Consider the following 23,266-nt stretch of genomic DNA (forward strand, 5'->3'; position numbering starts at 1 on the left):
AGGACAGCCGGCTGGGGCTCAGGCCTCCACGATTCAGCCTGCCAGGGCGCGCAGCCTGGCCAGGTCGGCGGCCTTCACCAGCGCGCCGTCCTGGCGCTGGCGTTTCAGCGTGGCGATCTCCCGCTCCCCGGGCAGCATCACCGGGCGTGCCGGATCGGCGGCCGGCGTCGCGTGCAGGATGCCGATGAAGTCCGCCATCCGGCTGGTGAGCGTCGCGGTATCCGCCAGCTTCGTCGCGTCGATGGCGATGAAGACATGGCCGAGATCCTGCGCCACCTCCGGCGTCTTGTCCCAGGCCTTGACCCTGGTGAGATAGGCGGCGCCGGAGAGCAACCCGGCCAGCAGGTCCACCATCACCGCCAGCCCATAGCCCTTGTGGCCGCCCACCGGCAGCAGGAAGCCGGCCAGCGCCGCCCTGGCATCCGTGGTCGGCCGGCCTTCGGCATCCGTTGCCCAGCCTTCCGGCAGCGGGTCGCCGCTGGCCGCCAGGTCGCGGATCTTGGCCCGCGCGGCGACGGACAGCGCCATGTCCAGCACCACGGGGTCACCGCCCGGATTGGGCACGCCGATGCCGATGGGGTTGTTGCCCAGCCGCGTATCCCGGCCGCCCCAGGGGGCGATGGTGGTGGTGGCGTTGGAGGCGATGAGGGTGGCGAATCCCTGCTCCGCCGCGATCAGCGCATAGGGCAGGATCGGCCCGAAATGATTGCTGCCGCGGGCGAAGGCGGCACCGATTCCGCAATCCCGCGCGCCCGCCATCGCCGCTTCCAGCGCCGTCATGCCGACCAGCGGGCCGATGCCGTTTTGGCCATCGACCATGGCGAGCGCCGGCATCACCCGCATCACCTGCGGCTGCGCCGCCGCGTCGATGCCGCCGACCTTCACCCGGTCGAGATATTGGCCGACGCGGCTGATGCCATGGGTGGTCAGCCCGGCGAGTTCCGCCATCACCAGGATGCGCGCCGCCTGGCGCGAATCGGCCTGCGCCATGCCGCCGCGGGTCAGCGCGGCGGTGGCCAGGGCCAGAAGTTCAGTCTCGGTGACGCGTTCCGTCACACCCCGGCCCAGGCCTTGGACGGTACATAGACCTCGCCCTTCATGATGCGCCGTGCCGTGCGCAGCGTGCCGCCGCCGAGGATGGTGGCGCTGCCATCTTCCGCCGTGCCGGTGGTGATGACCGCTTCCATCACGCCGGTCGGATGTTCCAGCGTCACCATCTCCCGCGCCTCGGCATTCACCACGGCGATGCCGGCGGCGACGGTGCCGGGCAGCTTGCAGGCGCTGGCGATGCAGATGCCGCCCGTCACCGCCATGGCCTCATGCGTCGCGAGCGGCGTGAAGTAGCGCGCGGCGACGCCCTGGCCGCCGGCGGGCTCACCGACCATGGCGAATTTCGGCATCACCTTGCCGGCCACGTCGCCCATGCCCATGGCAAGGCCCGCGGCGCGGCGGATGCGCTCGATCCGCGCCATGAAATCCTTGTCCGCGTCGAGCTCCTTCGCCGATTCGCGTGCCGTCTTGCCCAGGTCCCTGGCGCGGGCGATCACCACCGGCATGGCAACGTCGAGGCAGGTGACGTCCACACCCTCGATATGGTCAAGCGCATGGCCGGTCGGCATCAGCTTGCCGGTCGCGCCACCCACGGCATCCGCGAAGTTCAGCACGATGGGAGCGGCGGTGCCGGGCACGCCGGCGATGGCGGCATCGCCGTCATAGGTCACGCGGCCGCCCGGGGTCTGCACCACCGCCTCGATCAGCGCGCCGGTATTGACGGCGCGGATCAGCACCTTGGTCTCCCCGTCCTCGGCCGGGACGAGGCCTTCCTCGATGGCGAAGGGTCCGATTCCCGCCAGCATATTGCCGCAGGTCGGACCCCAGTCGACGAAGTCCTTGTCCACCGAGACCTGGGCGAACAGGTAGTCGACCTGCTGCGCCTCCCCCGGCGCGGCCTTGCTGACCATCACCGTCTTGCTGGTCAGCGTGGTGGCGCCGCCGAGGCCGTTGATCTGCCGCGCATCGGGCGAGCCCATCACCGCCAGCAGCACGCGGCCCGCATCCTCCCGGCTCTCCGGCAGGTCGCCGCGGTGGAAATAGGGGCCGCGGCTGGTGCCGCCCCGCATGAAGGTGCAGCGAATCGCGGTCTGGAGGGTCATCGGGTGGTCCTTGCGGGCTTCAGCGGAACGGCCAGGGCAGGTCGAGATACTCCTGCAGCAGGCCGCCGGGGAAGACCAGGTTCAGCGCATTGGCCAGCACCAGCATCAGCCCAGCCGCGCCCGCCGTCAGCGCCACCGCCTGGACCCAGGAGGAGCGTGCGACCACCCGCAGGAAGACCATGAAGAAGCCGATCAACGAGGCGAAGAAGCCCACCAGCCCGATGGCGCCCATGAAGCCCAGGAACCACAGCAGGAAGCGCCAGGGGCCGCCATCGCGGGCCTGAGCCTCGCTGTCGAAATTGGCGGAGCCGGCGGCAACCGGGCCACGCACCTGCTGCACCAGCAGAAGCAGGGTGGCGATGCCGCCAACGATGCCGACCGCGATCGGGAAGATCTGCGCCAGGAAGGACACGCCCAGCCCCTGCTGGATGGCGAAGCCGAAGCCTGCCAGCGCGACGCAGGAGAAGATGATCTGCGGCGTCATGTTGCGCGCCACCGAATATTCCGCCGAGCCCTCGGTGTGGATGCTGCTGCCGCCCTTGGCGCCGCGCAGCCCGGCCCAGATGGAGATGATGGTGATGGCCGCGATTACCAGCACCAGCGGCCGCGTCACGAAGCCCCAGCCATAGAACTGCACCGCCTGGTACAGGTAACGCTCGCCGCCCAGCGCCAGCACGAAGCCGATCAGGAAGGCGGGGCGGGACCAGCCGAAGCGGCGCAGGAAGATGCCGAGGATGCCCATGACCAGCAGCGCCATCAGGTCTTCGAAGCTGCGCGTCGCCTGGAAGGCGGCGAAGCAGATCACCATGATCATGAAGGGCGCGATCAGCGCGTAGCGCACCGCCGTCAGCTTCGCGATGCCCGGCGCCAGCAGGATGCACATCGCGGTGCCGATGACATTGGCGATCGCGAGCGACCAGATGATGGTGTAGGTGATGCCGAGGTCGTTGCTGGCCATGCCCGGGCCGGGCTGGATTCCCAGCAGGATCATGGCGGCCAGGAAGATCGCCATCGACCCGGAACCCGGGATGCCGAACAGCAGCGTCGGCAGCAGCGCGCCGGCGGCCGTGGCGTTGTTCGCCGATTCCGGCGCGATCACGCCCCGGATGTCGCCCTTGCCGAATTGCGACTTGTCCTTGCTGGTCTGAACCACATGGCCATAGGCGATCCAGTCGACGACACTGCCGCCGATGCCGGGGATCGCGCCGATCAGCGCGCCGATGCCGGAACAGCGCAGCGTCAGCCAGATATTCGCCAGCGTGTCCCGCACGCCGCGGAACCAGCCGCGGCCGAGCTGCGCGCCCTGCGCGATGGAACCGCCGCCACGCAGCAGGTCCAGGATCTCTGGCAGTGCGAAGATGCCGAGCGCGACGGTGACCAGCGGGATGCCGTCGATCAGGTACAGCATGCCGAAATCCATGCGGTACTCGCTGGTCGCGGGCGCCGCGCCGACCAGGCCGAAGCCGAGGCCGAGGCAGGCGGAAGCGATGCCCTTCACCATGTTGGCGCCGGACAGCACGCCCACCATCGATAGGCCGAACAGCGTCAGCATGAACAGCTCGGCGGTACCGAAGGCCAGGATGATCGGGGCGGCGATCAGCACCGCGAAGGTCAGCAGCAGCGCCCCGAACAGCCCGCCGATCATCGAGGCCGCGAAGGCCGCCGACAGCGCGCGTGCCGCCTGGCCCTGCTTCGCCAGCGGAAACCCATCCAGCACCGTGGCCTGGGAGGCGGAGGAGCCGGGGATGCCCATCAGGATGGAGGTGAAGGTATCGGCGGTCGGGATGATGGCCAGCAGGCCGATCAGCATGGCGAGCGCCGAGGTCGAATCCATGCCGTAGAGGAAGGGCAGCAGCAGCGACAGGCCGGCGATGCCGCCCACACCTGGCAGCACGCCGATCACCAGGCCGAGGCTGACCCCGGCGAGCATGTAGCCCATATGCTGCAACGTCAGCAGGTTGCCGAGCGTCGCGAAGAACAGTTCGATCATCGGATGGGCAGCCTTCGCGGCGCGGGATGGCGGGCGGACGCCGGGATCACCCGGGCGTCGCGCCCGCCGGCCCGATCAGAAGCGGACGTTGTGGTTGGTGGTCAGGAAGTTCCGCACCCATTCGCGGGCCTCGGGCTTGATGGTGGTGGCGAGGCGGTACACCGCATTCACATCATCGCCCACCGCCTGCGTGTACTCGCCGAGCACATCGCCCTTGCGCGCCTGCAGCTCCGGATCCGCCACCGCATCGGCGAAGGCCTTCCTGTAGGTCGCGACGATGTTGGCCGGCGTATTGGGCGGCAGCAGCGCCGGCTTCTGCCCGGCGAAGCCGGAGGCGAAGAAGGCGAGGTAGGCGTCGTACTCCACGCCGGACGGCTTGCGGCCGTTCAGCATCTCATACACTTCGACGAAGTGCGGCAGGTCCGGGAAGGACGGATCGCGCTGCACATTGCCCTGGCCGTCCAGCACGCCGTAGGAGAACATCGGCACCGCCGTGCCCGCCTCCACCATCGGCATCACCTGCGTGATGAAGGCAGAGGAGGTCTGGTAGTCGATGGTGATCTCGCCGCGCATCAGGCCAAGCCGCGCCTCGCCGCGCCCGCGCATGCCGAAGACGAAGCGCACATTCAGCCCCAGCAGCCGGAAGGCCAGCATCGGCACCAGGTCGAGCGAGGTCGCACCCTGGCTGCCATAGACCAGCTCGCGGTCGCGCAGACGGCCGAGCTGGGACGCATTCTCGATGCCCAGGCTCTTCGGCAGGTAGACGACGCCGCCGGTGGGCGAGACGTAGGTGGGAATCATCCTGGTGTAGTCGTAGCGCACCCGCGGATCGCCCAGCAGGAAGGGAAACTGGGTGGACCCCGAGGTGCCGATGAAGCTCAGCCCGTCCGGCCGCGCGCGCTGGTAGAAGGTGTTGGTGCCGGTGATGGAACCGCCGCCTGGCACGTTGCGGACGATGACATTGGGCTGGCCCGGCAGGTGCTTGCCCAGGAAGGGCGCCATGAAGCGGGCCCAGACATCGCTGCCGCCGGCTTCCGCGAAGGGAATGACGAATTCGATGGTGCGGCCGGCGAAATCCTGCGCCTGCGCCAGGCCCGGCAGCGCCGCGGCGGCACCAAGGCCGGCGCCCGCGCGCAGCAGGGTCCGGCGGCTCGTGAGGAGGGGGGTGCTGGCTGAAGTCATGTCGGTCTCCCAAAATCGCGCGGGTTGTCTCCCGCGCCAGATCATAAACGAATCCAGGGGCGGGGCCGAAGAAGCCGGCCACGCCCCGCGAAGCCGGCGAGCAGGCCGCCGGATGGTTACCGTCTTTGTCGCAAATAAAGCCGACCGTCCATCACCAACTCGGAGGATGCGGCACAGGAATCACCCGGACGGGGCTGCCGGTGGCGCTTGCTGGTGACGTGGGATCAAAGTGATTCTAGCATGGTGAGACAACGGCATGCTCGAAATGCCGGAACCGGAGGAACGACCTGATGAACCGACGCAACGCCCTGCGCCTGGCCGGTGGCGCCCTGCTGACCGCCCCCCTGCTTTCCACACCCTTCCTGGCCCGCGCGCAGGAAGCCTGGCCCATCCGCCAGGTCCGCATCGTGATCCCCTTCGCCGCAGGCGGCCCGCAGGACATCCCCGCCCGCATCATCGCCGAACGCCTCAGCCGCACCATGGGCGCCACCTTCATCATCGAGAACCGCCCCGGCGTCGGCGGCGGCCTCGGCGCGCAGATGGTCGCCAATTCGCCGCCAGACGGGGCGACGCTGCTGTTCATCTCCTCCTCCATCTCCATCCTGCCGACGCTGCAACGCCAGTTGAACTTCGACCCGCTGCGCGACCTGGCGCCGCTGACCGTCGTCTGCGACGTGCCCGCCGGCATGATGGTGCGCGCCGACAGCCGCTTCACGGACCTCGCCAGCCTGATCGCGGAAGCCAAGGCCAACCCCGGCAAGCTCACCTACGGCTCCGGCGGCGTCGGCTCCGCCAACCACCTCGCCGGCGCGCAATTCGCGGCCCTGGCTGGCCTCGAGACCGTCCACGTGCCCTATCGCGGCGTCAGCCAGGCGGTGAACGCGATCTACACCGGCGAAATCGACTTCGTCTTCGGCAGCAGCGTCGAAGTCCTCGCCCACCACCGCCAGGGCCGCGCCCGCCTGCTCGGCATGACCATGCCCCAGCGCGTGCCCGCTGTGCCGGATATCCCCGCCATCGCCGAACTCGTCCCCGGCTACTCCGCCCCCAACTGGTTCGCCATGTTCGCCCCCAAAGGCATGCCACAACCGATGATGGACCGCCTGGTCGCCGAACTGACCGCCATGCGCGACGACGAAGTCCTCAACGCCCGCCTCAGCCCAGCCGCCGCCATCATCCGCATGGACGGCCCCGCCGCCCTGACCGCCCAACTCACCGCCGAAATCCCCCGCTGGCGCGACGTGATCCGCAAGGCGGGCATCGGTGGGGATAGCTGAGGGCAGCGCTGGTGATTGCAGGGGGACGCTGTCCCCCTGCACCCCCTGCCAGGAGGCAGTGGCCTCCTGGACCTCAGGACCTTGAAGGGAAATGGAGAGGGGCCAGAGGGACCGTCGAACATGCGGTACCGCTGGCCCCTCTCCATTTCCCTTCATGAATCAAAGGGTTCCAAGGGGCCACTGCCCCTTGGCAGGTGGGGTGCGGGGAGGACAGCGTCCTCCCTGCGAACAACCAGTGCCGCCCTCCGCCTATGCCAGCGTTGCCGCGACTTTGACGGCGCTGTGTTCGGCGAGGATTTCGCGGATGGCTTGGCGCAGCAGGCGGACGTCGCGGATGCGGCTGAAGCCGGGGCGGTGGAACAGGGCGACGTCGCGGGCCATGGTGCCGTCGCCGATGCGGCGGTAGGCGACCATGTCGTCCAGCAGGGCGCCGACCTGCACGGCGAGTTGCGGCATGAAGGAGCAGCCGACGCCGGCGGCGACCATCTGGCGCAGGGTTTCCAGGCTTGCGGCCTGGAGTTCGGGGCGGTCGATCTGCAGGCGGGTGGGGCAGTAGGCCAAAGCGTGGTCGCGCAGGCAGTGGCCCTCGCTCAGCAGGATCAGTTCGGGGACGGGGATGTCCTCGCGGCTGACCTGGTCGACGCGGGCGAGGGGGTGGTCGCGCGGCACGACCAGGACGAATTCCTCGCGGAAGAGCTTCAGCTCGGTCAGGTCGGGGCCGGGCAGGGGGGAGGCGGCGAGGATCGCGTCCAACTCGCCGTCCTCGACCTGGCGGGCCAGGTGGCGGGTGAGGCCTTCGGAGAGGAGCAGGCGAAGCTGGGGGAAGCGGGCGCGGAGGGGTTTGAGCAGGAAGGGGACGAGGTAGGGGCCGAGGGTGGAGATGACGCCGAGGCGGAAGGTGCCTTCCAGCGGTGCGGCGCCGGCGGCGGCGATCTCGAACATGCGGCGGGCCTCGGCGACGACGAGGCGGGCTTGCGCCACGAGTTCGGCGCCGCGGGGGGTGATGAGCACGCCGCGGGGGGCGCGCTCGAAGCACTCCACCTGCAGCAACTCCTCGATCTTGCGGATCTGGGCGGAGAGGGTGGGCTGGCTGACGGCGCAGGCCTGGGCGGCGCGGCCGAAGCTGAGATGTTCCGCGACGGCGAGCAGGTATTCCAGGTCGCGCAGGGACAGGCCGGCGAGGGTCATGAACGGGGTTCCCGATTCGGCGGGCGCTGGGCGCCGCGATGGGATAGGCGCTTGTGGGGCGGGCGGTCCAGGGCGGATTGACCGCCGGCCGGGGTGGCGCCTACCCCTTCCCGCGGGGCAAGGGAGGCGGCAGGTGACGTCAGCGAGGGTGCCGAAACGGCAGCGGCAATTCGACCCGGCGGCCAGGGGTGCGCTGGAGGGGGTCCGGGTGGTGGACCTGTCGCGGCTGGTTGCCGGCAATATGCTCACCAAGGTGCTGGCGGATCATGGGGCGGAGGTGGTGAAGGTGGAGCCGCCGGCGGGCGACAGCCTGCGTGCCTGGAAGGTCGGCGGCATCGAGACCGCCTGGAAGACCTGGTGCCGCAACAAGCGCAGCGTCTGCCTGGATCTGCGCCGGGCGGAGGCGGTGGACGTGGTCAAGCGCCTGGTCGCGGATGCCGCGATCTTCGTGGAAAGCTTCCGGCCGGGAGTGCTGGAGGAGATGGGGCTGGGGCCGGAGGTGCTGCTGGCGATCAACCCGGCTTTGGTGATCGTGCGGGTGTCCGGCTGGGGCCAGACCGGGCCGTTCCGCCACAAGCCGGGTTTTGGCACACTCGTCGAGGGCTATGCCGGTTTCGCCGCGCTCAACGGATTCGCGGATCGGGAGCCGGTGCTGCCGCCGATGTTCATGGCGGATGCCTATGCCGGGCTGTATGGCGCTTCCGCCGCGATGATCGCGCTGTGGCATGCGAAGGCCACCGGCCAGGGCCAGGTGGTGGACCTGTCGCTGTTCGAGCCGATCTTCGCGGTGCTGGAGCCGCAGATGGCGAATTGGCGGGTCAGCGGCAAGGTGAAGCCCCGCACCGGCAGCCGCAGCACCAATACCGCGCCGCGCAATGCCTATCGCACCCGGGATGGCGGCTGGCTGAGCCTGTCCACCAGCACCCAGGCGGTCTTCGTGCGGCTGATGCACAGCATTGGCCGGCCGGAGCTTGTGGATGACCCGCGATTCCGGACCAACCCGGACCGGCTGGCCAATATCGAGGTCATCGACGGCGTGATCCGCGACGCCATTGCCGGCATGGACCGGGCCGAGGCGCTGGCGCAGTTCGACCGGGATGGCGTGACCATCGGCCCGATCATGGATGTGTCGGAACTCGATGGCGACGACTACATCGCGGCGCGGGAGGCGCTGATCGAGGTGCCGGATGCGGAGATGCCGGGCGGCTGGCTGCCCATGCATGGGGAGGTGCCGCGCCTGTCGGTGACGCCCGGCATTTTGCGCAATCCGGCGCCCAGGCTGGGCGTGGACAATGAGGCGCTGCTCGGCCCGCTGCTGGGGGCGGAAGAATTGGCACGGCTGCGCCAGGCAGGGGTGGTGCGCGGGGAATAGGCGCGCGCGGGGCTGCCATGCTGCGCCGCGGCGAGGGAATTCGTGCGCAACCGCGCGGTCTGCGCTAGACACCCCGCACAATGCCCTTTCCCGATCTCCCCGAACGTCTCGCCCAGGCCCTGGCCGAGCGCGGCTATGCCGAACCCACCCCCGTCCAGGCCGCCGTGCTGGACCCCGCAACCGCGGGGCGCGACCTGCTGGTCTCCGCCCAGACCGGCTCCGGCAAGACGGTCGCCTTCGGGCTCGCCATCGCCGAGCAGGTGCTGTCCGGCGGGCGCAGCCAGGTGCCGCTGGCGCTCGTCATCGCGCCGACCCGCGAGCTGGCGATGCAGGTGCGGGACGAGTTGGCCTGGCTCTATTCCGGCACGTCGGTGCGGGTGATCGCCTGCGTCGGCGGCACCGATGTGCGGGCCGATCGCCGGGCGCTCGGCATGGGCGCCGAGATCGTCGTCGGCACGCCGGGGCGTCTGCGGGACCATCTCGACCGCAACAACATGGACCTGTCCCAGCTCCGCGCCGCCGTGCTCGACGAGGCGGATGAGATGCTGGACATGGGGTTCCGGGACGACCTGGAAGCCATCCTGGAAGGCGCGCCCGAGACCCGCCGCACGCTGCTGTTCTCGGCGACGGTGCCGCGGGAGATCGTGGCGCTGGCCGCCACCTATCAGCGCGGCGCGCTGCGCATCGCGGCGACGGTGGAGGGCGAGCGGCATGGCGACATCGCCTACCGCGCCATGCTGGTCGGACCGAGGGAGGTCGAGGCCGCCGTGGTCAATGCGCTGCGCTGGTATGAGGCCGGCGCCGCGCTGGTCTTCTGCAACACGCGGGAACAGGTGAACCGGCTGCATGGCACGCTGTCCGAGCGTGGCTTTTCCGCCGTGGCCCTGTCCGGCGAGCTGACCCAGGCGGAGCGCAACCGCGCGCTCCAGGCCCTGCGCGACCGTCGCGCCCGGGTCTGCGTGGCGACCGATGTGGCCGCGCGGGGCATCGACCTGCCGGATCTCGGCCTGGTGATCCATGCCGAACTGCCGCGCGACAAGGAGACGCTTCAGCACCGTTCCGGCCGCACCGGCCGGGCCGGGCGCAAGGGCGTCGCCGTGCTGATGGTGTCCCACACCCGCCGGCGGCTGGCGGAGCGTCTGCTGTCCAACGCCCGCATCCAGGCCGAATGGTCCGGCCCGCCGAGCGCCGAGGATGTCCGCGCCAAGGACCGCGAGCGCCTGGCCGCCCAGGCGCGCGTCGCCGTGGATGCGGTGGCGGATGAGGACGACATGGAGCTCGCCCGCGCCCTGCTGACGGACAAGACGCCGGAACAGGTGGCCGCCGCGCTGTTCCAGGCGCTGCGATCGTCGCTGCCGGCGCCGGAAGAACTCTCGGCCCTGCCGCCGCCGCCGCCCCGCGCGCCGCGCGAACAGGGCGGGGAGGGTGTGTGGTTCCGCCTGTCCATCGGCCGGCACGACCAGGCCGATCCGCGCTGGATCCTGCCCTTCATCTGCCGCAAGGGCGACCTGACGCGGAAGGAAGTGGGCCGGATCGAGGTGATGGACCGCGAGACCCGGGTGGAGATCGCCCCCTGGGCCGCCGCGCGCTTCGCCGCATCCGCCCAGCGCGTCTCGGGCGATGACGACGACCGCATCCGCATCGAGCCGATGGCCCATGCCCCGGCGCCGAGCCGCGCCCCGCCGCGGGAGCCGCAGCGCGACCGCCCGGCGCCGCCCCGGCCCGCCGGCCCGCCGCGCGAATATCGCGGGGCGCCGCGTGGCGACAAGCCGCGTGCGCCCTATGCCGGCCCGAAGCGCCGCACGCAGCCCTGACCCGAGAACCTCCCCCGCTCGCGGGGGGTTGCGGCACTGCCGCAACGCCTCCGGCTGGCAGGCGGCGGCGCCCGCTTTCAGTTGGTCTCGATCCGGGCCTCCCGCACCACCCGGCGCCAGCGCGTCAGGTCGTCGTTGATCAGCTTGCCCAGCGCCTCGCGTGACGTGGCATCGACGGCGAAGCCGACGCGGGCCAGGCGCTCCGTCACCTCCGGTGTCCGCAGCGCGGCGACGATCACCTCGTTCAGCCGCGCCAGCACCGGGGCGGGCGTCGCCGCCGGGGCGACGATGCCGGTCCAGGAGGTGGAGACATGCTCCGGCAGGCCCTGCTCCGCCATGGTCCGCACATCCGGCAGCATCGGGAAGCGGTTCGGGCCGCAGATGGCGATGCCGCGCAGCCGGCCCTCCCGCACATGCGCCCCCACCGTCGCCGCGTTCAGCACGGCCATGGGCACGGTGTTCTGGATGACGGAGGTCGCCGCCGCAGGGCCGCCGGCGAAGGGCACCGGCAGGGCCTCGGTCTGGGTCAGCAGCTTGAACAACTCCATGCCGAGCTGTTCAGAGGAGCCGACGCCGGAGGAGGCATAGGCCGGACCGCCCGGGACGGTCTTCATCCAGGCCACCAGCTCCGCCACATTGGTCGCGGGGATGGCGGGGTTCACCACCACCATGTTGGGCGCCGTCATCACCAGCGTCACCGGCGCGAAGTCCTTCTCCACGTCATAGCCCGGATTGCGCATCACCACCGGGTTGATGGTCAGCGTGCCGCTGGCCGCGACCAGCAGCGTGTGGCCATCCGCAGGCTGCTGCGCGACGTGGCGCGAGCCGATGGCGCCGGTCGCACCCGGGCGGTTTTCCACCACCACGGGCTGGCCGAGCGCGCTGGACATGCCCTGCTGGATGACGCGTGCGGCGAGGTCGGTCGGCCCGCCGGGCGGGAAGGGCACCACCAGGCTGATGGGACGTGTCGGCGCCCAGGGCGCCTGGGCGCCCGCCATCCGCGGCAGCAGGAAGGGCGCGGCGAGCAGCGACAGCGCATGGCGGCGAGGGAGCATGGGGAGGATCCTGTTCTTCCTGTTTGACAGGACAATACTGGCCCGAACCGCGCCGATTGCGCCACCCCCGCCCGTTGACCCGTCGGGCAAGGCGTGCGGAGGATCGCCGCATGACACGCGATCCCGACGACATCCGCGCTGCCCTCGAAGCCATCCGCGCCGCGCGCGGCTTCGTGCTGCCGCATCACGGCGCCATGGCTGCCGCCCTGCCGGAACTGCACACGAGCTATGAGGCGATGTATCGCGCGCTGACGCTGGAACAGCGCCACTTGGCGCCGCTGGAGAAGGAGGTGGTGTGGCTGGCGATCCTCGCCGCCTGCGAGGAGCCGGTGGGCACGCATCACGTGCACAAATTCAAGCAGGCCGGCGGCGGTGATGCGCTGGCCGCCGCGGTGTTCCGGCTGGCGGGTTTCGCGGCGGGCGCGCGGCGCTACGCCTGTTTCGCTGCGCATTGGCAGGCTCAATTCGTGGCGCTGCCGGCAGCGGTCGAATATCAGCAAGGCATCGATGCGCTGATCGCCGGCACGCCGCTCTCGCCCGCCTTGGCGCGGCTTGCGCTGATCGGCGTGCATACGGCGGAGGAGGAATTATGGGGTCTGCGCGTTGCGCTGGAATCAGCCTATGCGCTCGGCGTCGATGAAGCGCGCATGGCGGAGGCGATGAGCCTGGCTATCTGGCCGCGCGGCGTGAACCGCTTCGTCAAGGCGACGGCGGTGTGGCTCGACCTGCTGCAATCCGGCCGCGTCACGCCCTCTCCGGCCTTTCGCGCCTGGGCGGAGGTGGCGGGGCAGGGTGCCTTCGTGCCGCCGCCCCAGGTTTGACGCGCGCCGCGCCGCGTTCCTATCCTGCGGCGGTTGAGGAGTCCCCGATGGTCGAGGCGTTGCAGGTCCCCACGCATCTGACCGTGGCGAATGCGGATTTCAGCCGCGCGCTGGGCTTCATCGACGGCGCGGTGGTGCCGCTGGCGGAGGCCCGCATTCCCGTCCGCGACCTCGGCCTGATGTATGCCGACATGACCTATGACGTGGTGCATGTCTGGCAGGGCGGATTCTTCCGGCTGGAGGATCACCTCGACCGCTTCTTCGCCTCCCTGGCCGGGCTGCGGCTGGATGCGGGCATGGACCGCGATGCGATGCGGCGCGTGCTGGCCGATCTGGTGCGGCAGAGCGGGTTGCCCGACGCGCTGGTCTATTTCGCCTGCACCCGCGGCATGACGGTGCCCGGCACGCGCGACCCGACCAAGGCGACCAACCGCTTCTTCGCCACCGTCACCCCGCTGATCCTGCGCGGCCAGCCGGCGGAGATGGAGCGTGGCCAGAATGCGATGCTGGTGCGCGATGTGGCGCGGATTCCGGCCTCCGCCGTGAATCCCGTGTGGAAGAACACCCATTGGGGCGACTTCATCCGCGCCGCCTTCCTGGCGAAGGATGCCGGCTGCGACGTGCCGATCCTCTGCGCCACGGACGGCGCCGTGGCGGAAGCGCCGGGCTTCAACGTGGTCGCCGTGATCGATGGAGGGCTGGTGGCGCCGGAGGCCGGGGTGCTGGAGGGGATTTCCTGCCGCAGCATGTTCGAGATCGCGGCCGATCTGGGCATTCCCGCCCGCTATGGCCGGCTGATGCCGGAGGATCTGGCGGCGGCCCAGGAAGCCTTCCTGACCGCCACCTCCTGCGGCTTGTTCCCGCTGACGCGGCTGGATGGCGCGCCGATCGGGGCCGGGGTGCCGGGGCCCATCACGACGCGCTTGCTCAATACCTATTACGCCAGGAAGAATGCCGGCTGGCACATAACGCCGGTGGATGCCATTCCGCCACCCTGACACCCCGGAGACTGCCGATGCGGCGCTTTCTTGCCCCCCTCGCGGCCATGATGCTGGGCCTGTTCGCGACGCCCCTGCTGGCGCGGGACCTGACGGTTGTCGCCGGTGGCGGCGCGCTGCAGGACCATATGCGCGCCACGCTGTTTTCCACCTTCGCCAACGGGCCGGTGGTGGACACGGCCTATGACTACAATGTCGGCCCGATCCGGGCGATGGTGCAGGCGCGCAACGTCACCTGGGATGTGGTGATGGTGGAAGCGCCGGACCTGGTGCGCGGCTGCGAGGACGGAATCTTCGAGCGCATCGACTGGTCCGTGGTGAACCGCGACAAGTTCATGCCGGGCGGCGCCACCACCTGCGGCGCGGGCGCCATCGGCTGGGGCGTTTCCGTCTTTTACGACGAGGCGCGGCACCCGACGGGCCCCGCCAACTTCGTGGAATTCTGGGACACCCAGCGCTTCCCCGGCCGCCGCAGCCTGCGGCGCGGCGCGCGGATGACGCTGGAGATCGCGCTGATGGGCGATGGCGTGCCGGCGGCCGAGGTCTACAAGGTGCTGGCGACCCCCGCCGGCCAGCAGCGCGCCTTCGCGGCGCTCGACCGGCTGCGGCCCAACCTGACCTTCTGGACCGGCGGCCAGCAGCCGATCGAGCTGGTGAACAGCGGGGAGGTCGCCTATGCGGTCGCCTTCGTCGGCCGCGTCGCCAATGGCATCCGCGCCGGGCAGCGCTACGCCCTGCGCTGGCCGACCCTGCTCTACGCCTATGACAGCTGGGCGGTGGTGCGTGGTTCGGCCAATGCGGCGGCCGGCATGCAATTGATCGAGCACATCACCAATCCCGCGCCGCTTCTGGCGCTGACGCGGCTCTGGCCGATCAATCCGGTGAACCAGGCGGTGGCGGATGACCCGGATGTGCGTGCGCGCAATCCGCTGATGATGACCAACCACCAGGCCGGCGGGCTGGAGATCGACACCGAGTTCTGGCTGGAGCATGGGCCGGACCTGGAACAGCGCTTCGCCGCCTGGCTGAATCGTTGAGGCGAACCAACTGGCTGGCGGCGCTGCTGATCGCGCCGCTGCTGCTGCTGATCCTCGGCAGCTTTCTCGTGCCTGTGGGCCTGACGCTGTTCCGTGCGGTGCAGGACCGGGAGGTGGCGCAGGCGCTGCCGGAGACCAGCGCAATCCTCGCCGCATGGGATGGGCAGGGGCTGCCGCCGGAGGCCGCCTTCGCCGCCGTGGCGCGCGAGCTGGGCGCGGCGCTGGAGGCGCGGCGCATCGGCGATGTGGCGCAGCGCATGAATTTCGCTCGCACCGGTATGCGCAGCACGTTGCTGCGCACGGCCCGCGCCGCGGAGCGGCTGCGTGCGCCCTATGCGGCCTCGCTGGTGGCGCTGGATGCGCGCTGGGGGCAGGCGGAGACCTGGCTGCTGCTGCGGAGTGCCGGCGGCCCGGTGACCTCGCTGTACCTGCTGCGGGCGATGGATTTTACGCAGACGCCGGATGGAGGCGTGGTGCAGGCGCCGACGGACGAAAGACTGTACCGCACGCTGTTCCTGCGGACCTTCGGCATCAGCCTGCTGGTCACCGCCATCTGCGTGCTGCTGGCCTATCCGGTGGCCTATACGATCGCGCGGCTGCGCGCGCCCTGGTCCTCCATCGCGCTGACGCTGGTGCTGATTCCCTTCTGGTCCTCCGTGCTGGTGCGCACCACGGCCTGGTTCGTGCTGCTCCAAAGGGAGGGGCCGGTGAATGGCGCGCTGCTGGGGATGGGGTTGCTGGAGGCGCCGGCGCAGGTCATCGGCACGCGCATCGCCGTGGTGCTGGCGCTGGTGCATGTGCTGCTGCCCTTCGCCATCCTGCCGATGCACAGTGTGATGACGCGGCTGGACGCCACCTATCTGCGCGCCGCGGCCTCGCTGGGTGCCAATGGCATGCAGCGCTTCCTGCGCGTCTGGCTGCCGCTGAGCCTGCCCGGCGTGCTGGCGGGCGGCGCCATGGTCTTCCTGCTGGCGGTCGGGATGTATACGGCGCCGGCGTTGGTGGGCGGGGACCGGGACCAGATGGTGGCCTGGTTCATCGCCAACTTCCTCAATCGCGACGTGAACTGGGGCATGGCGGCCGCACTCTCCGCCTATCTGCTGGCGATGACCGGCGCCATCGTCGCGCTCGCGCGCATCCTGACCGGCGGCATGGTGGGGGCGCGGGGCTGATGCGCGAACACCCGCTCGCGCGCATCCTGCTGCGCGGCGCCACGGCGCTGGTGCTGCTGTTCCTGCTGGCGCCGATGGTGGCAGTGGTGGTGCTGTCCTTCTCCCCGACCGAGTTGATGGTGCTGCCGCCGGGCGGATTCTCGCTGCGCTGGTATGAGGATTTTCTGACCGCAGGACGCTGGGTGCTGGCCACACGCAACAGTTTTGTTGTCGCCATCGCCACCACGTTGCTGGCGACATTGCTGGGCACCATGGCGGCGATCGGGCTGCAGCTCGGGCGTTTTCGCGGCAAGGCGGTGCTGGTGACGCTGCTGACGCTGCCGATGGTCACGCCCTATATCGTCACCGCCGCCGCCATGTTCTTCGCCTATGCCATCATCGGGCTGACGGGATCGCTGCTGGGGCTGGTGCTGGCGCATACGGTGGTGGCGGTGCCCTTCGTGGTGGTGGCGGTGCTGGCCACCCTGCAGACCTTCGATGCCAATCTGCTGCGCGCCGCCGCCTCGCTGGGTGCGCCGCCGATGCTGGCCTTGCTGCGGGTGATGGTGCCGAATATCTGGCCGGGCATCGCGGCCGGCGCGGTCTTCGCCTTCGCGACATCGCTGGATGAATTCGTCATCACCCTGTTCATGGCTGGCCCCGGCCAGTTCACCCTGCCGCGCCAGATGTATGCCTCCGTGCGGGAATCGCTGACGCCCACCATCCTGGCCGCCGCCACGCTGCTGTTCCTGTGTTCCCTGCTGTTCCTGCTGGCCAGCGAGGTCTTGCGGCTGCGCGCCGCGCGGAAGCTGCGTGCATGAGCGAGATTCTGGTCAGCTTCCGCGATGTGACGAAGAGCTATGACGGCCGCGTGCCGGTTGTCGCCGCGCTGAACCTCGATGTGCATCGCGGCGAATTCCTGACGCTGCTCGGCCCCTCCGGCTCCGGCAAGACCACCACGCTGATGATGCTGGCCGGCTTCGAGGATCCCTCCTCCGGCAGCATCGCGCTGGAGGGCACGCGCATCGACACGGTGCCGCCGCACCGGCGCGGCATCGGCGTGGTGTTCCAGAACTACGCGCTGTTTCCGCATATGACGGTCGCGCAGAACCTCGCCTTCCCGCTGTCGATCCGTCGCCTGCCCAAGGCCGAGATCGCCGCCCGCATCGCCCGCGCGCTGGAGATGGTGCGCCTGCCGGCTTTCGGCGACCGCAAGCCGTCGCAGCTTTCCGGCGGCCAGCAGCAGCGCGTGGCACTCGCCCGCGCGCTGATCTTCGAGCCGAAGCTGGTGCTGCTGGACGAACCGCTGGGCGCGCTCGACAAGCAGTTGCGGGAGGAGTTGCAGGCCGAAATCCGCCACATCCACGCGCGGCTCGGCGTCACCATGGTCTATGTCACGCATGACCAGGCGGAAGCGCTGACGCTGTCCGACCGCATCGCCATTTTCCACGAAGGCCGCATCCAGCAGATCGACACGCCGGAGGCGGTGTATGAGCGTCCCGCCAATCCCTTCGTCGCCGGCTTCATCGGGGAGAGCAATCGCCTGACGGTGCAGGTCGTGGACACAACGCGGCTGCGGCTGGAGGATGGCTCGCTGCTGGCGACCCTGCCGCATGCGCTGCCGCCCGGCACCGCGGCACTGGTTTCGATTCGGCCGGAGCGTGTGGTGATCGGCGCGCAGGGTCCGGGCAATGCGGTGGTGGAGGAAGTGGTCTATCTCGGCGACCATTGCCGTCTGCGCCTCGCACATGCAGGTCGTGCGGATTTCATCGCCAAACTGCCCCGCCAGGATGCGATGGCGGTGCCCACGCCCGGCACGCGGATCACCATCGGTATCCCCGCCGATGCCGTCACGGTGTTTCCCGCCGGCTGACCATGTTTGCGCTTGACAGGAAGCGCCGTCCCGCGTGGCATCGGGGTGAAATTTGCTGTGGCGCACCCGCGAAAGGGAAAACCCATGCTCAACCTGACCCGTCGTCATCTGCTGGGCGCCGCCGCGAGCCTCGGTGCCGCGCCGCTTCTCACCAACCCGGCCCGTGCGCAGCAGCGACCTGGGGTCATCCGCATGGGCCTGTCGGCCTGGCCGCCCAACCTGCAGCCCTGGCCCTCCACCGGCGCCTCCGCCGGCACGGTGAAGATGCTGATCCACCGCCGGCTGACGCGCTTTGACGAGAAGGGTGAACTGCACGGCGAGCTGGCACGGGAATTCGCGCTGGATGCGGAAGGCGCCTGGGTCTTCAAGCTGCGGCCGGAAGCCGTGTTCCACAATGGCGAGAAGGTCACCGCCGAGGATGTGAAGTGGTGCATCGAGCAGATCGCCGGTGAACGCTCCACCGCCTATTACCGCGCCCAGATGCAGCAGATCGCGCGGGTCGAGACGCCGGATGCGACGACGGTGCGGCTGGTGATGAAGGAACCAACGGCGACGGTGCCGCTATGGTTCGCCAACTACAACATGCCGATCATCTCCCGCGCCAGCCGCGACATGAACGCCGCCATCGGCTGCGGCCCCTATCGCGTCGCTTCGCAGGAACGGGGGTCCTGGATCCAGTTGGAGAAGGCGAACAACTACTGGGTGCCCGGCCTGCCGCGCACCCACACCATCCGCATGACCATCTATGCCGATGAGAACCTGCGCCTCGCCGCGCTGCAATCCGGCGATGTGGACATGATCGAATACGTGCCCTGGGCCGGCATGGCAGCGGTGGATGCCGATCCGCGCCTGAAGCTGGATGCGCAGATGGGTCCCTTCATGGACATCCTGTTCAACGGCACGCGCCCGCCTTTCAACAACCCGCTGGTGCGCCGCGCCGTGGCGCATGCAGTGAAGCGGGAGGATATTGTGCGGGTCGCCTTCTCCGGTCGCGGCAAGCCGATCGAGGGGATGCCGATCGTCGAAGGGACGCCCTGGTACGACGCCGAGCTCGCCAAGGGCCATGCCTACAATCCGGAACGCGCCAAGGCGTTGCTGGCGGAGGCGGGCTTCCCGAACGGCTTCTCCACCACGCTGCTGGCGACATCGCAATTCGGCATGCACAAGGACAGCGCCGAGATCACCCAGCAATATCTGGCGGCCATCGGCATCCAGGCGGAGCTTCGGCTGACCGACTGGTCCACCCGCGTCTCCGCCGGCATTCGCGGGCAATATGACATCGCGGTGCATGGCGTCTCCGCCGACTTCAACGATCCGGACGGGCTGACCGTGGTGCTCGACACCTCGCTCTCCGACGCTCATGGCCGCTCCTTCCGCCTGTCCACGCCGCGCACGGTGGAGTTGTTGCGCAAGGGCCGCGCGGAATTCGATACGGCGAAGCGCATCGAGATCTACAAGGACATGCAGCGCGCGGCGCTGGAGGAAGTGCCCGTGGTTGGGCTCGCCTGGCGCGAGCAGGGCTATGGCTTCGACCGGCGCATCACCGGCTTCGCCAACCTGCCGGGGGCGCTGACCACCTCCTCAGGCGCGATGCTGGAGTTCGCGGCCTTCGGCTGATGTGGTGGCTGGCCCGGCGCATCGGGATTTCGCTGCTGCTCATGTGGGTGGTGGCGACCATCGTCTTCCTCGCGCTGCACATGGTGCCGGGCGATCCGGCGGAGATGCTGCTCTCCACCGGCGGCGCCATGCCGGATGCCTATGCGATCGCGGAACTGCGCGAACGGCTGGGGCTGAACCGGCCGATCCTGGAGCAATATGGCGCCTTCCTGATCGGGTTGAGCCAGGGCGATCTCGGCACCTCGCTGGTCGATGACTATCCGGTGGCGGAGGAAATCGCGCTGCGCCTGCCACGCACGCTGGAACTGATCGTGGCCGGCACGCTGCTGGCGGTGGCTATCGCCCTGCCGGCGGGCACCTTCGCCGCCGTGAGGCAGGGTGGCGCTTTCGACCGCGTGTCCTCGGCGCTGGCGGCGGTGTTGCAGGCCGTGCCGGTCTTCGTGCTCGGCACGCTGCTGATCCTGGTGCTGGCGCAATGGCTGCGCTGGATGCCGGCGGGCGGCTACACGCCCTTCGCGGAAGACCCCGTGCGGCATCTGGTGCTGCTGTCGCTGCCCGCCGTCGCGGTGGCCAAGGGCCTCGCCGCCACCATCTTCCGCATGACGCGCGCTTCCGTGCTGGATGCGCTGTCGCGCGACCATGTGCGCACGGCGCGCGCCAAGGGGCTGACGCCGCAGCGTGTGCTGCGCCGGCATGTGGTGCGCAATGCGCTGATCCCTGTCACCACCGTGCTCGGTCTGCAGATGGGCACGCTGCTGGGCGGCACGGTGCTGGTGGAATACGTCTTCAACTGGCCCGGCCTGTCCACGCCGCTGCTGCGCGCGGTGGAGGCGCGGGACTATCCGATGGTCGTCGGCATCGTCATCACCGTCTCCGGCCTGTTCCTGCTCATCAACCTGGCGATGGACCTGATCTATGCGGCGCTCGACCCGCGGATCACCCGGTCATGAGGAAGCTCTGGATACCTGGTGCCGTTGTCGCGCTGATCGTGCTGATCGCCATCGCCGCGCCGGTGCTGCCGCTGATGGACCCGATCCGGCAGGACGTGGCGAACCGGCTGGCCGCCTATGTGCCGGGCAGCCCGATGGGGCGGGACGAGTTCGGGCGGGATGTGTTTTCCCGGCTGATCTGGGGCGCGCGATCCTCCCTCGCTGTCGCCTTCGCCTCCGCCACCATCGCGGCGGTGATCGGCACGGCGCTGGGGCTGCTGGGCGGGTGGTTTCGCGGCGTGGTGGAGTTCCTGGCGATCCGCGGCGCCGATGTGGTGCTGTGCTTCCCGCCGGTGCTGCTGGCGCTGCTGGTGGTGACGCTGCTCGGGCCGGGCACCGCCACGCTGATCCTGGTGCTATCCGTGCTGTATCTGCCGGGCTTCATCCGGGTGAGCTTCGCGGAGGTGCTTTCGGCGCGCTCGCAGGATTATGTGGAAGCCGTGCGCGCGCTGGGCGCTCGTACGCCCCGCATCCTACTGCGCACGGTGCTGCCGAACATCGCCGGGCCGGTGCTGGTGCAGCTTTCGCTGGCCGTGGCCTCCGCCGTGGTGCTGGAAAGCGGGCTGTCCTTCCTGGGTCTCGGCGTGGTGCCGCCGACGCCGAGCTGGGGGCTGATGATCCGCGGCGCGCGCGCCACCATGGAACAGGCGCCGATGCTGCTGCTCTGGCCCTGCCTGGCGCTGACGGTGACCATCCTGGCGATGAACCTGCTGTGTGATGCCGTGCGCGACGTGGCCGACAAGCGCGGCGGCGGCGGGGCGAAGAAGCTGCGGCTGGTGGACCGGCTGCTGCCCGGCCTGTTCCCGGCACCCGCCGCGCCGCAGCCGCTGCTGGATGTGCAGGGGCTGACGGTGGAAATCGCCACGCCGGGCGGCATCATCCGCCCGGTGGAGGACATGGCCTTCCGCCTCGATGCCGGGCGCACCTTGGCGATCGTGGGCGAAAGCGGCTCCGGCAAATCCATGGCGGCCACGGCCATCATGGGCCTGCTGCCGCCCGCCGCGCGCGTGGCCGATGGCGTGGCGCGCTTCGAGGGCGACGACCTGCTGCGGATGCCGGAACCCGCGCGGCGAAAACTGCGTGGCGGTGCCATGGCGATGGTCTTCCAGGACCCGATGAGCAGCCTGAACCCGGTGCACCGCATCGGCGACCAGGTGGCGGAGGCGATCCGCGCGCATCGGGACGTGCCCGCCGGCAAGGCCGCCGCCGAGGCGGTGGAATTGCTGAAGCGCGTCGGCATCGCCGATCCCGAGCGTCGCGCCCGCGCCTATCCGCACGAATTGTCGGGCGGCATGCGCCAGCGCGTGATGATCGCCATGGCCATCGCCAACCGACCGCGCCTGCTGATCGCCGACGAGCCGACCACGGCGCTGGATGTGACGGTGCAGGCCGCCATCCTGGAACTGCTGGCGGAGCTGCGGCGGGCGGAGGGGATGGGCGTCGTGCTCATCACCCATTCGCTCGGCGTTGTGGCGGAAGTCGCGGAGGATGTGGTGGTGATGTACGCCGCGCAGGTGGTGGAAAGCGGCCCCGTCGCCGAGGTTTTTGCCAGGCCGCTGCATCCCTATACGCGGGCGCTGCTGGCCGCCGTGCCGGATGGCGATATCGAGCCGGAGGGGATTCCCGGCGTCGTGCCGCGCCCCGATGCCTGGCCGCCCGGCTGCCGCTTCGCGCCGCGCTGCGGCTTCGCGACGGAGGCCTGCGCCACGCCGCCGCCGCTGGAAGAATTCGAGAACCACGCCGTGCGCTGCATCCGCTGGCGGGAGCTGAGCGCGTGACCGAACCGCTGGTCGTCGCCGAGGCGGTGGAGATGAGCTTCGCGCCTCGCGGTATCCTGGCCCGCGGCAGACCGGTGCGCGCCGTCGCGGGCGTCGATGCGACCGTGGCGCGGGGGGAGGCGCTGGGCGTCGTCGGCGAGAGCGGCAGCGGCAAGTCCACCCTCGGCCGCGTGCTGCTCGGCCTGCTGGCGGCCACGGGCGGCGCGGTGCGCTTCGATGGCCAGCCGCTGCCAAAGCCCGGCAGCAACGCCTGGCGGGCGCTGCGCGCGCGGATGGGCATCGTCTTCCAGGACCCCTTTGGCAGCCTCGATGCGCGGCGCACCATCGGCGCGCAGGTGGAGGACGGGCTGGCGATCCACACAGACCTCTCCGCCGCGGAACGGCGCGCGAAACTGACCGAGATGTTCGTGCGGGTGGGGCTCGATCCGCAGCGGCTCGGTGCCTATCCGCATGAGTTCTCCGGCGGGCAGCGGCAGCGGCTGGGAATCGCCCGGGCGCTGGCGACCAACCCGGATTTCCTTGTGGCGGATGAGCCGGTCTCGGCGCTGGATGTCTCGATCCAGGCGCAGGTGGTGCGGCTGCTGGCCGATCTGCGGCGCGACCTGGGTCTGGCCATGCTGTTCATCAGCCATGACTTGCCGGTGGTGCGGCACCTGTGCGACCGCGTCATCGTCATGTATCTGGGGCGGGTGATGGAGGAGGGGCCGGTGGCGGAGGTGTTTGCCAGGCCCTCGCACCCCTATACGCGGGCGCTGCTTTCGGCGACGCCGCGGCTCGATCCGGCGAAGCGCCTGTCGCGGGTGATCCTGCCTGGGGAGCCGCCCAGCCCAACCAACCCGCCTTCCGGCTGCGTCTTCCGCACCCGCTGTGCCCTGGCATTGCCGGCCTGTGCGGAGGCCGTGCCCCCCCTTCGCGAAATCGGCGGAGCGGCGCATCGTGTCGCCTGCATCCGTGCCGATGAGATCAACTGA

The 23,266-nt window shown here is 70.0% G+C and carries 19 protein-coding genes; 13 read left to right on the forward strand and 6 right to left on the reverse strand.

Annotated elements, in window-relative coordinates; all coding sequences use genetic code 11:
* Nucleotides 1-33: 33 nt before the first annotated feature.
* From JJQ90_RS18435 to JJQ90_RS18450, 4 genes are all read right to left on the reverse strand, one after another.
* A complete protein-coding gene (locus JJQ90_RS18435; protein WP_216877705.1) occupies nt 34-1,056 on the reverse strand; it encodes an Ldh family oxidoreductase in 1,023 nt (340 codons plus the stop codon).
* Nucleotides 1,053-2,153: a 4-oxalomesaconate tautomerase gene (locus JJQ90_RS18440; RefSeq protein WP_216877706.1), complete on the reverse strand. Its 1,101-nt coding sequence runs from the start codon at nt 2,151-2,153 to the stop codon at nt 1,053-1,055. The genes JJQ90_RS18435 and JJQ90_RS18440 overlap by 4 nt, the downstream gene beginning before the upstream one ends.
* 19 nt (nt 2,154-2,172) lie before the next feature.
* Complete coding sequence (locus JJQ90_RS18445; RefSeq protein ID WP_216877707.1) at nt 2,173-4,143, reverse strand: tripartite tricarboxylate transporter permease; 1,971 nt, start codon at nt 4,141-4,143, stop codon at nt 2,173-2,175.
* Between the two features lie 75 nt (nt 4,144-4,218).
* On the reverse strand, nt 4,219-5,325 hold the full coding sequence (locus JJQ90_RS18450) for a Bug family tripartite tricarboxylate transporter substrate binding protein (RefSeq protein ID WP_216877708.1): 1,107 nt from the start codon (nt 5,323-5,325) through the stop codon (nt 4,219-4,221).
* A gap of 290 nt (nt 5,326-5,615) precedes the next feature.
* Between JJQ90_RS18450 and JJQ90_RS18455 the strand changes: the two genes are divergently transcribed.
* The gene (locus JJQ90_RS18455; RefSeq protein WP_216877709.1) at nt 5,616-6,602 is read left to right on the forward strand and encodes a Bug family tripartite tricarboxylate transporter substrate binding protein; all 987 of its coding nucleotides are present in this window, start codon (nt 5,616-5,618) and stop codon (nt 6,600-6,602) included.
* Between the two features lie 249 nt (nt 6,603-6,851).
* Here the strand turns inward: JJQ90_RS18455 and JJQ90_RS18460 are convergent, their stop codons facing one another.
* On the reverse strand, nt 6,852-7,790 hold the full coding sequence (locus JJQ90_RS18460; RefSeq protein ID WP_216877710.1) for a LysR substrate-binding domain-containing protein: 939 nt from the start codon (nt 7,788-7,790) through the stop codon (nt 6,852-6,854).
* Nucleotides 7,791-7,923: 133 nt separating this feature from the next.
* On the opposite strand from JJQ90_RS18460, the gene JJQ90_RS18465 reads away from it, so the two are divergent.
* Both JJQ90_RS18465 and JJQ90_RS18470 read left to right on the forward strand, forming a co-directional pair.
* Nucleotides 7,924-9,162 (forward strand): CaiB/BaiF CoA transferase family protein, encoded by a 1,239-nt coding sequence (locus tag JJQ90_RS18465; RefSeq protein WP_329959474.1) that lies wholly within the window; start codon nt 7,924-7,926, stop codon nt 9,160-9,162.
* A gap of 80 nt (nt 9,163-9,242) precedes the next feature.
* Nucleotides 9,243-10,976: a DEAD/DEAH box helicase gene (locus JJQ90_RS18470; RefSeq protein WP_216877712.1), complete on the forward strand. Its 1,734-nt coding sequence runs from the start codon at nt 9,243-9,245 to the stop codon at nt 10,974-10,976.
* A gap of 77 nt (nt 10,977-11,053) precedes the next feature.
* On the opposite strand, the gene JJQ90_RS18475 is transcribed toward JJQ90_RS18470, so the two are convergent.
* Nucleotides 11,054-12,031 (reverse strand): Bug family tripartite tricarboxylate transporter substrate binding protein, encoded by a 978-nt coding sequence (locus tag JJQ90_RS18475; RefSeq protein WP_216877713.1) that lies wholly within the window; start codon nt 12,029-12,031, stop codon nt 11,054-11,056.
* 110 nt (nt 12,032-12,141) lie between these two features.
* Here JJQ90_RS18475 and JJQ90_RS18480 point away from each other — a divergent pair, with 110 nt between their 5' ends.
* The 10 genes from JJQ90_RS18480 to JJQ90_RS18525 all read left to right on the forward strand — a co-directional run bounded on the left by JJQ90_RS18480 (nt 12,142) and on the right by JJQ90_RS18525 (nt 23,266).
* The gene (locus JJQ90_RS18480; RefSeq protein ID WP_216877714.1) at nt 12,142-12,852 is read left to right on the forward strand and encodes a hypothetical protein; all 711 of its coding nucleotides are present in this window, start codon (nt 12,142-12,144) and stop codon (nt 12,850-12,852) included.
* 47 nt (nt 12,853-12,899) lie between these two features.
* Nucleotides 12,900-13,850, forward strand: coding sequence for an aminotransferase class IV (locus JJQ90_RS18485; RefSeq protein WP_216877715.1), 951 nt, complete (start codon nt 12,900-12,902; stop codon nt 13,848-13,850).
* A 17-nt stretch (nt 13,851-13,867) separates the two neighbouring features.
* A complete protein-coding gene (locus JJQ90_RS18490) occupies nt 13,868-14,887 on the forward strand; it encodes an extracellular solute-binding protein (protein ID WP_216877716.1) in 1,020 nt (339 codons plus the stop codon).
* Entirely contained in the window at nt 14,884-16,059 is a 1,176-nt protein-coding gene (locus tag JJQ90_RS18495; RefSeq protein WP_216877717.1) for an ABC transporter permease, read from the forward strand. Before JJQ90_RS18490 ends, JJQ90_RS18495 begins: the two co-directional genes overlap by 4 nt.
* Nucleotides 16,059-16,859, forward strand: a complete 801-nt coding sequence (locus JJQ90_RS18500; protein WP_216877718.1) for an ABC transporter permease — start codon at nt 16,059-16,061, stop codon at nt 16,857-16,859. The genes JJQ90_RS18495 and JJQ90_RS18500 overlap by 1 nt, the downstream gene beginning before the upstream one ends.
* Entirely contained in the window at nt 16,856-17,911 is a 1,056-nt protein-coding gene (locus JJQ90_RS18505; RefSeq protein WP_216877719.1) for an ABC transporter ATP-binding protein, read from the forward strand. Before JJQ90_RS18500 ends, JJQ90_RS18505 begins: the two co-directional genes overlap by 4 nt.
* 84 nt (nt 17,912-17,995) lie before the next feature.
* On the forward strand, nt 17,996-19,528 hold the full coding sequence (locus tag JJQ90_RS18510) for an ABC transporter substrate-binding protein (protein ID WP_216877720.1): 1,533 nt from the start codon (nt 17,996-17,998) through the stop codon (nt 19,526-19,528).
* Nucleotides 19,528-20,478 carry an ABC transporter permease gene (locus tag JJQ90_RS18515; RefSeq protein WP_216877721.1) on the forward strand — a complete coding sequence of 317 codons (951 nt, stop codon included), beginning with the start codon at nt 19,528-19,530 and terminating at the stop codon, nt 20,476-20,478. Before JJQ90_RS18510 ends, JJQ90_RS18515 begins: the two co-directional genes overlap by 1 nt.
* Nucleotides 20,475-22,295: a dipeptide/oligopeptide/nickel ABC transporter permease/ATP-binding protein gene (locus JJQ90_RS18520; RefSeq protein WP_216877722.1), complete on the forward strand. Its 1,821-nt coding sequence runs from the start codon at nt 20,475-20,477 to the stop codon at nt 22,293-22,295. Before JJQ90_RS18515 ends, JJQ90_RS18520 begins: the two co-directional genes overlap by 4 nt.
* Nucleotides 22,292-23,266: an ABC transporter ATP-binding protein gene (locus tag JJQ90_RS18525; protein WP_329959475.1), complete on the forward strand. Its 975-nt coding sequence runs from the start codon at nt 22,292-22,294 to the stop codon at nt 23,264-23,266. Before JJQ90_RS18520 ends, JJQ90_RS18525 begins: the two co-directional genes overlap by 4 nt.

It is taken from the genome of Falsiroseomonas oleicola, from assembly GCF_019029495.1.
Taxonomy (GTDB): domain Bacteria; phylum Pseudomonadota; class Alphaproteobacteria; order Acetobacterales; family Acetobacteraceae; genus Falsiroseomonas; species Falsiroseomonas oleicola.

Excerpts from the sequence above, each read along its gene's own strand:
- JJQ90_RS18440 (WP_216877706.1), bottom strand. The coding sequence starts at position 2,153 with ATGACCCTCCAGACCGCGATTCGCTGCACCTTCATGCGGGGCGGCACC.
- JJQ90_RS18445 (WP_216877707.1), bottom strand. The coding sequence starts at position 4,143 with ATGATCGAACTGTTCTTCGCGACGCTCGGCAACCTGCTGACGTTGCAG.
- JJQ90_RS18450 (WP_216877708.1), bottom strand. The coding sequence starts at position 5,325 with ATGACTTCAGCCAGCACCCCCCTCCTCACGAGCCGCCGGACCCTGCTG.
- JJQ90_RS18455 (WP_216877709.1), top strand. The coding sequence starts at position 5,616 with ATGAACCGACGCAACGCCCTGCGCCTGGCCGGTGGCGCCCTGCTGACC.
- JJQ90_RS18460 (WP_216877710.1), bottom strand. The coding sequence starts at position 7,790 with ATGACCCTCGCCGGCCTGTCCCTGCGCGACCTGGAATACCTGCTCGCC.
- JJQ90_RS18470 (WP_216877712.1), top strand. The coding sequence starts at position 9,243 with ATGCCCTTTCCCGATCTCCCCGAACGTCTCGCCCAGGCCCTGGCCGAG.
- JJQ90_RS18475 (WP_216877713.1), bottom strand. The coding sequence starts at position 12,031 with ATGCTCCCTCGCCGCCATGCGCTGTCGCTGCTCGCCGCGCCCTTCCTG.
- JJQ90_RS18480 (WP_216877714.1), top strand. The coding sequence starts at position 12,142 with ATGACACGCGATCCCGACGACATCCGCGCTGCCCTCGAAGCCATCCGC.
- JJQ90_RS18485 (WP_216877715.1), top strand. The coding sequence starts at position 12,900 with ATGGTCGAGGCGTTGCAGGTCCCCACGCATCTGACCGTGGCGAATGCG.
- JJQ90_RS18490 (WP_216877716.1), top strand. The coding sequence starts at position 13,868 with ATGCGGCGCTTTCTTGCCCCCCTCGCGGCCATGATGCTGGGCCTGTTC.
- JJQ90_RS18500 (WP_216877718.1), top strand. The coding sequence starts at position 16,059 with ATGCGCGAACACCCGCTCGCGCGCATCCTGCTGCGCGGCGCCACGGCG.
- JJQ90_RS18505 (WP_216877719.1), top strand. The coding sequence starts at position 16,856 with ATGAGCGAGATTCTGGTCAGCTTCCGCGATGTGACGAAGAGCTATGAC.
- JJQ90_RS18510 (WP_216877720.1), top strand. The coding sequence starts at position 17,996 with ATGCTCAACCTGACCCGTCGTCATCTGCTGGGCGCCGCCGCGAGCCTC.
- JJQ90_RS18515 (WP_216877721.1), top strand. The coding sequence starts at position 19,528 with ATGTGGTGGCTGGCCCGGCGCATCGGGATTTCGCTGCTGCTCATGTGG.
- JJQ90_RS18520 (WP_216877722.1), top strand. The coding sequence starts at position 20,475 with ATGAGGAAGCTCTGGATACCTGGTGCCGTTGTCGCGCTGATCGTGCTG.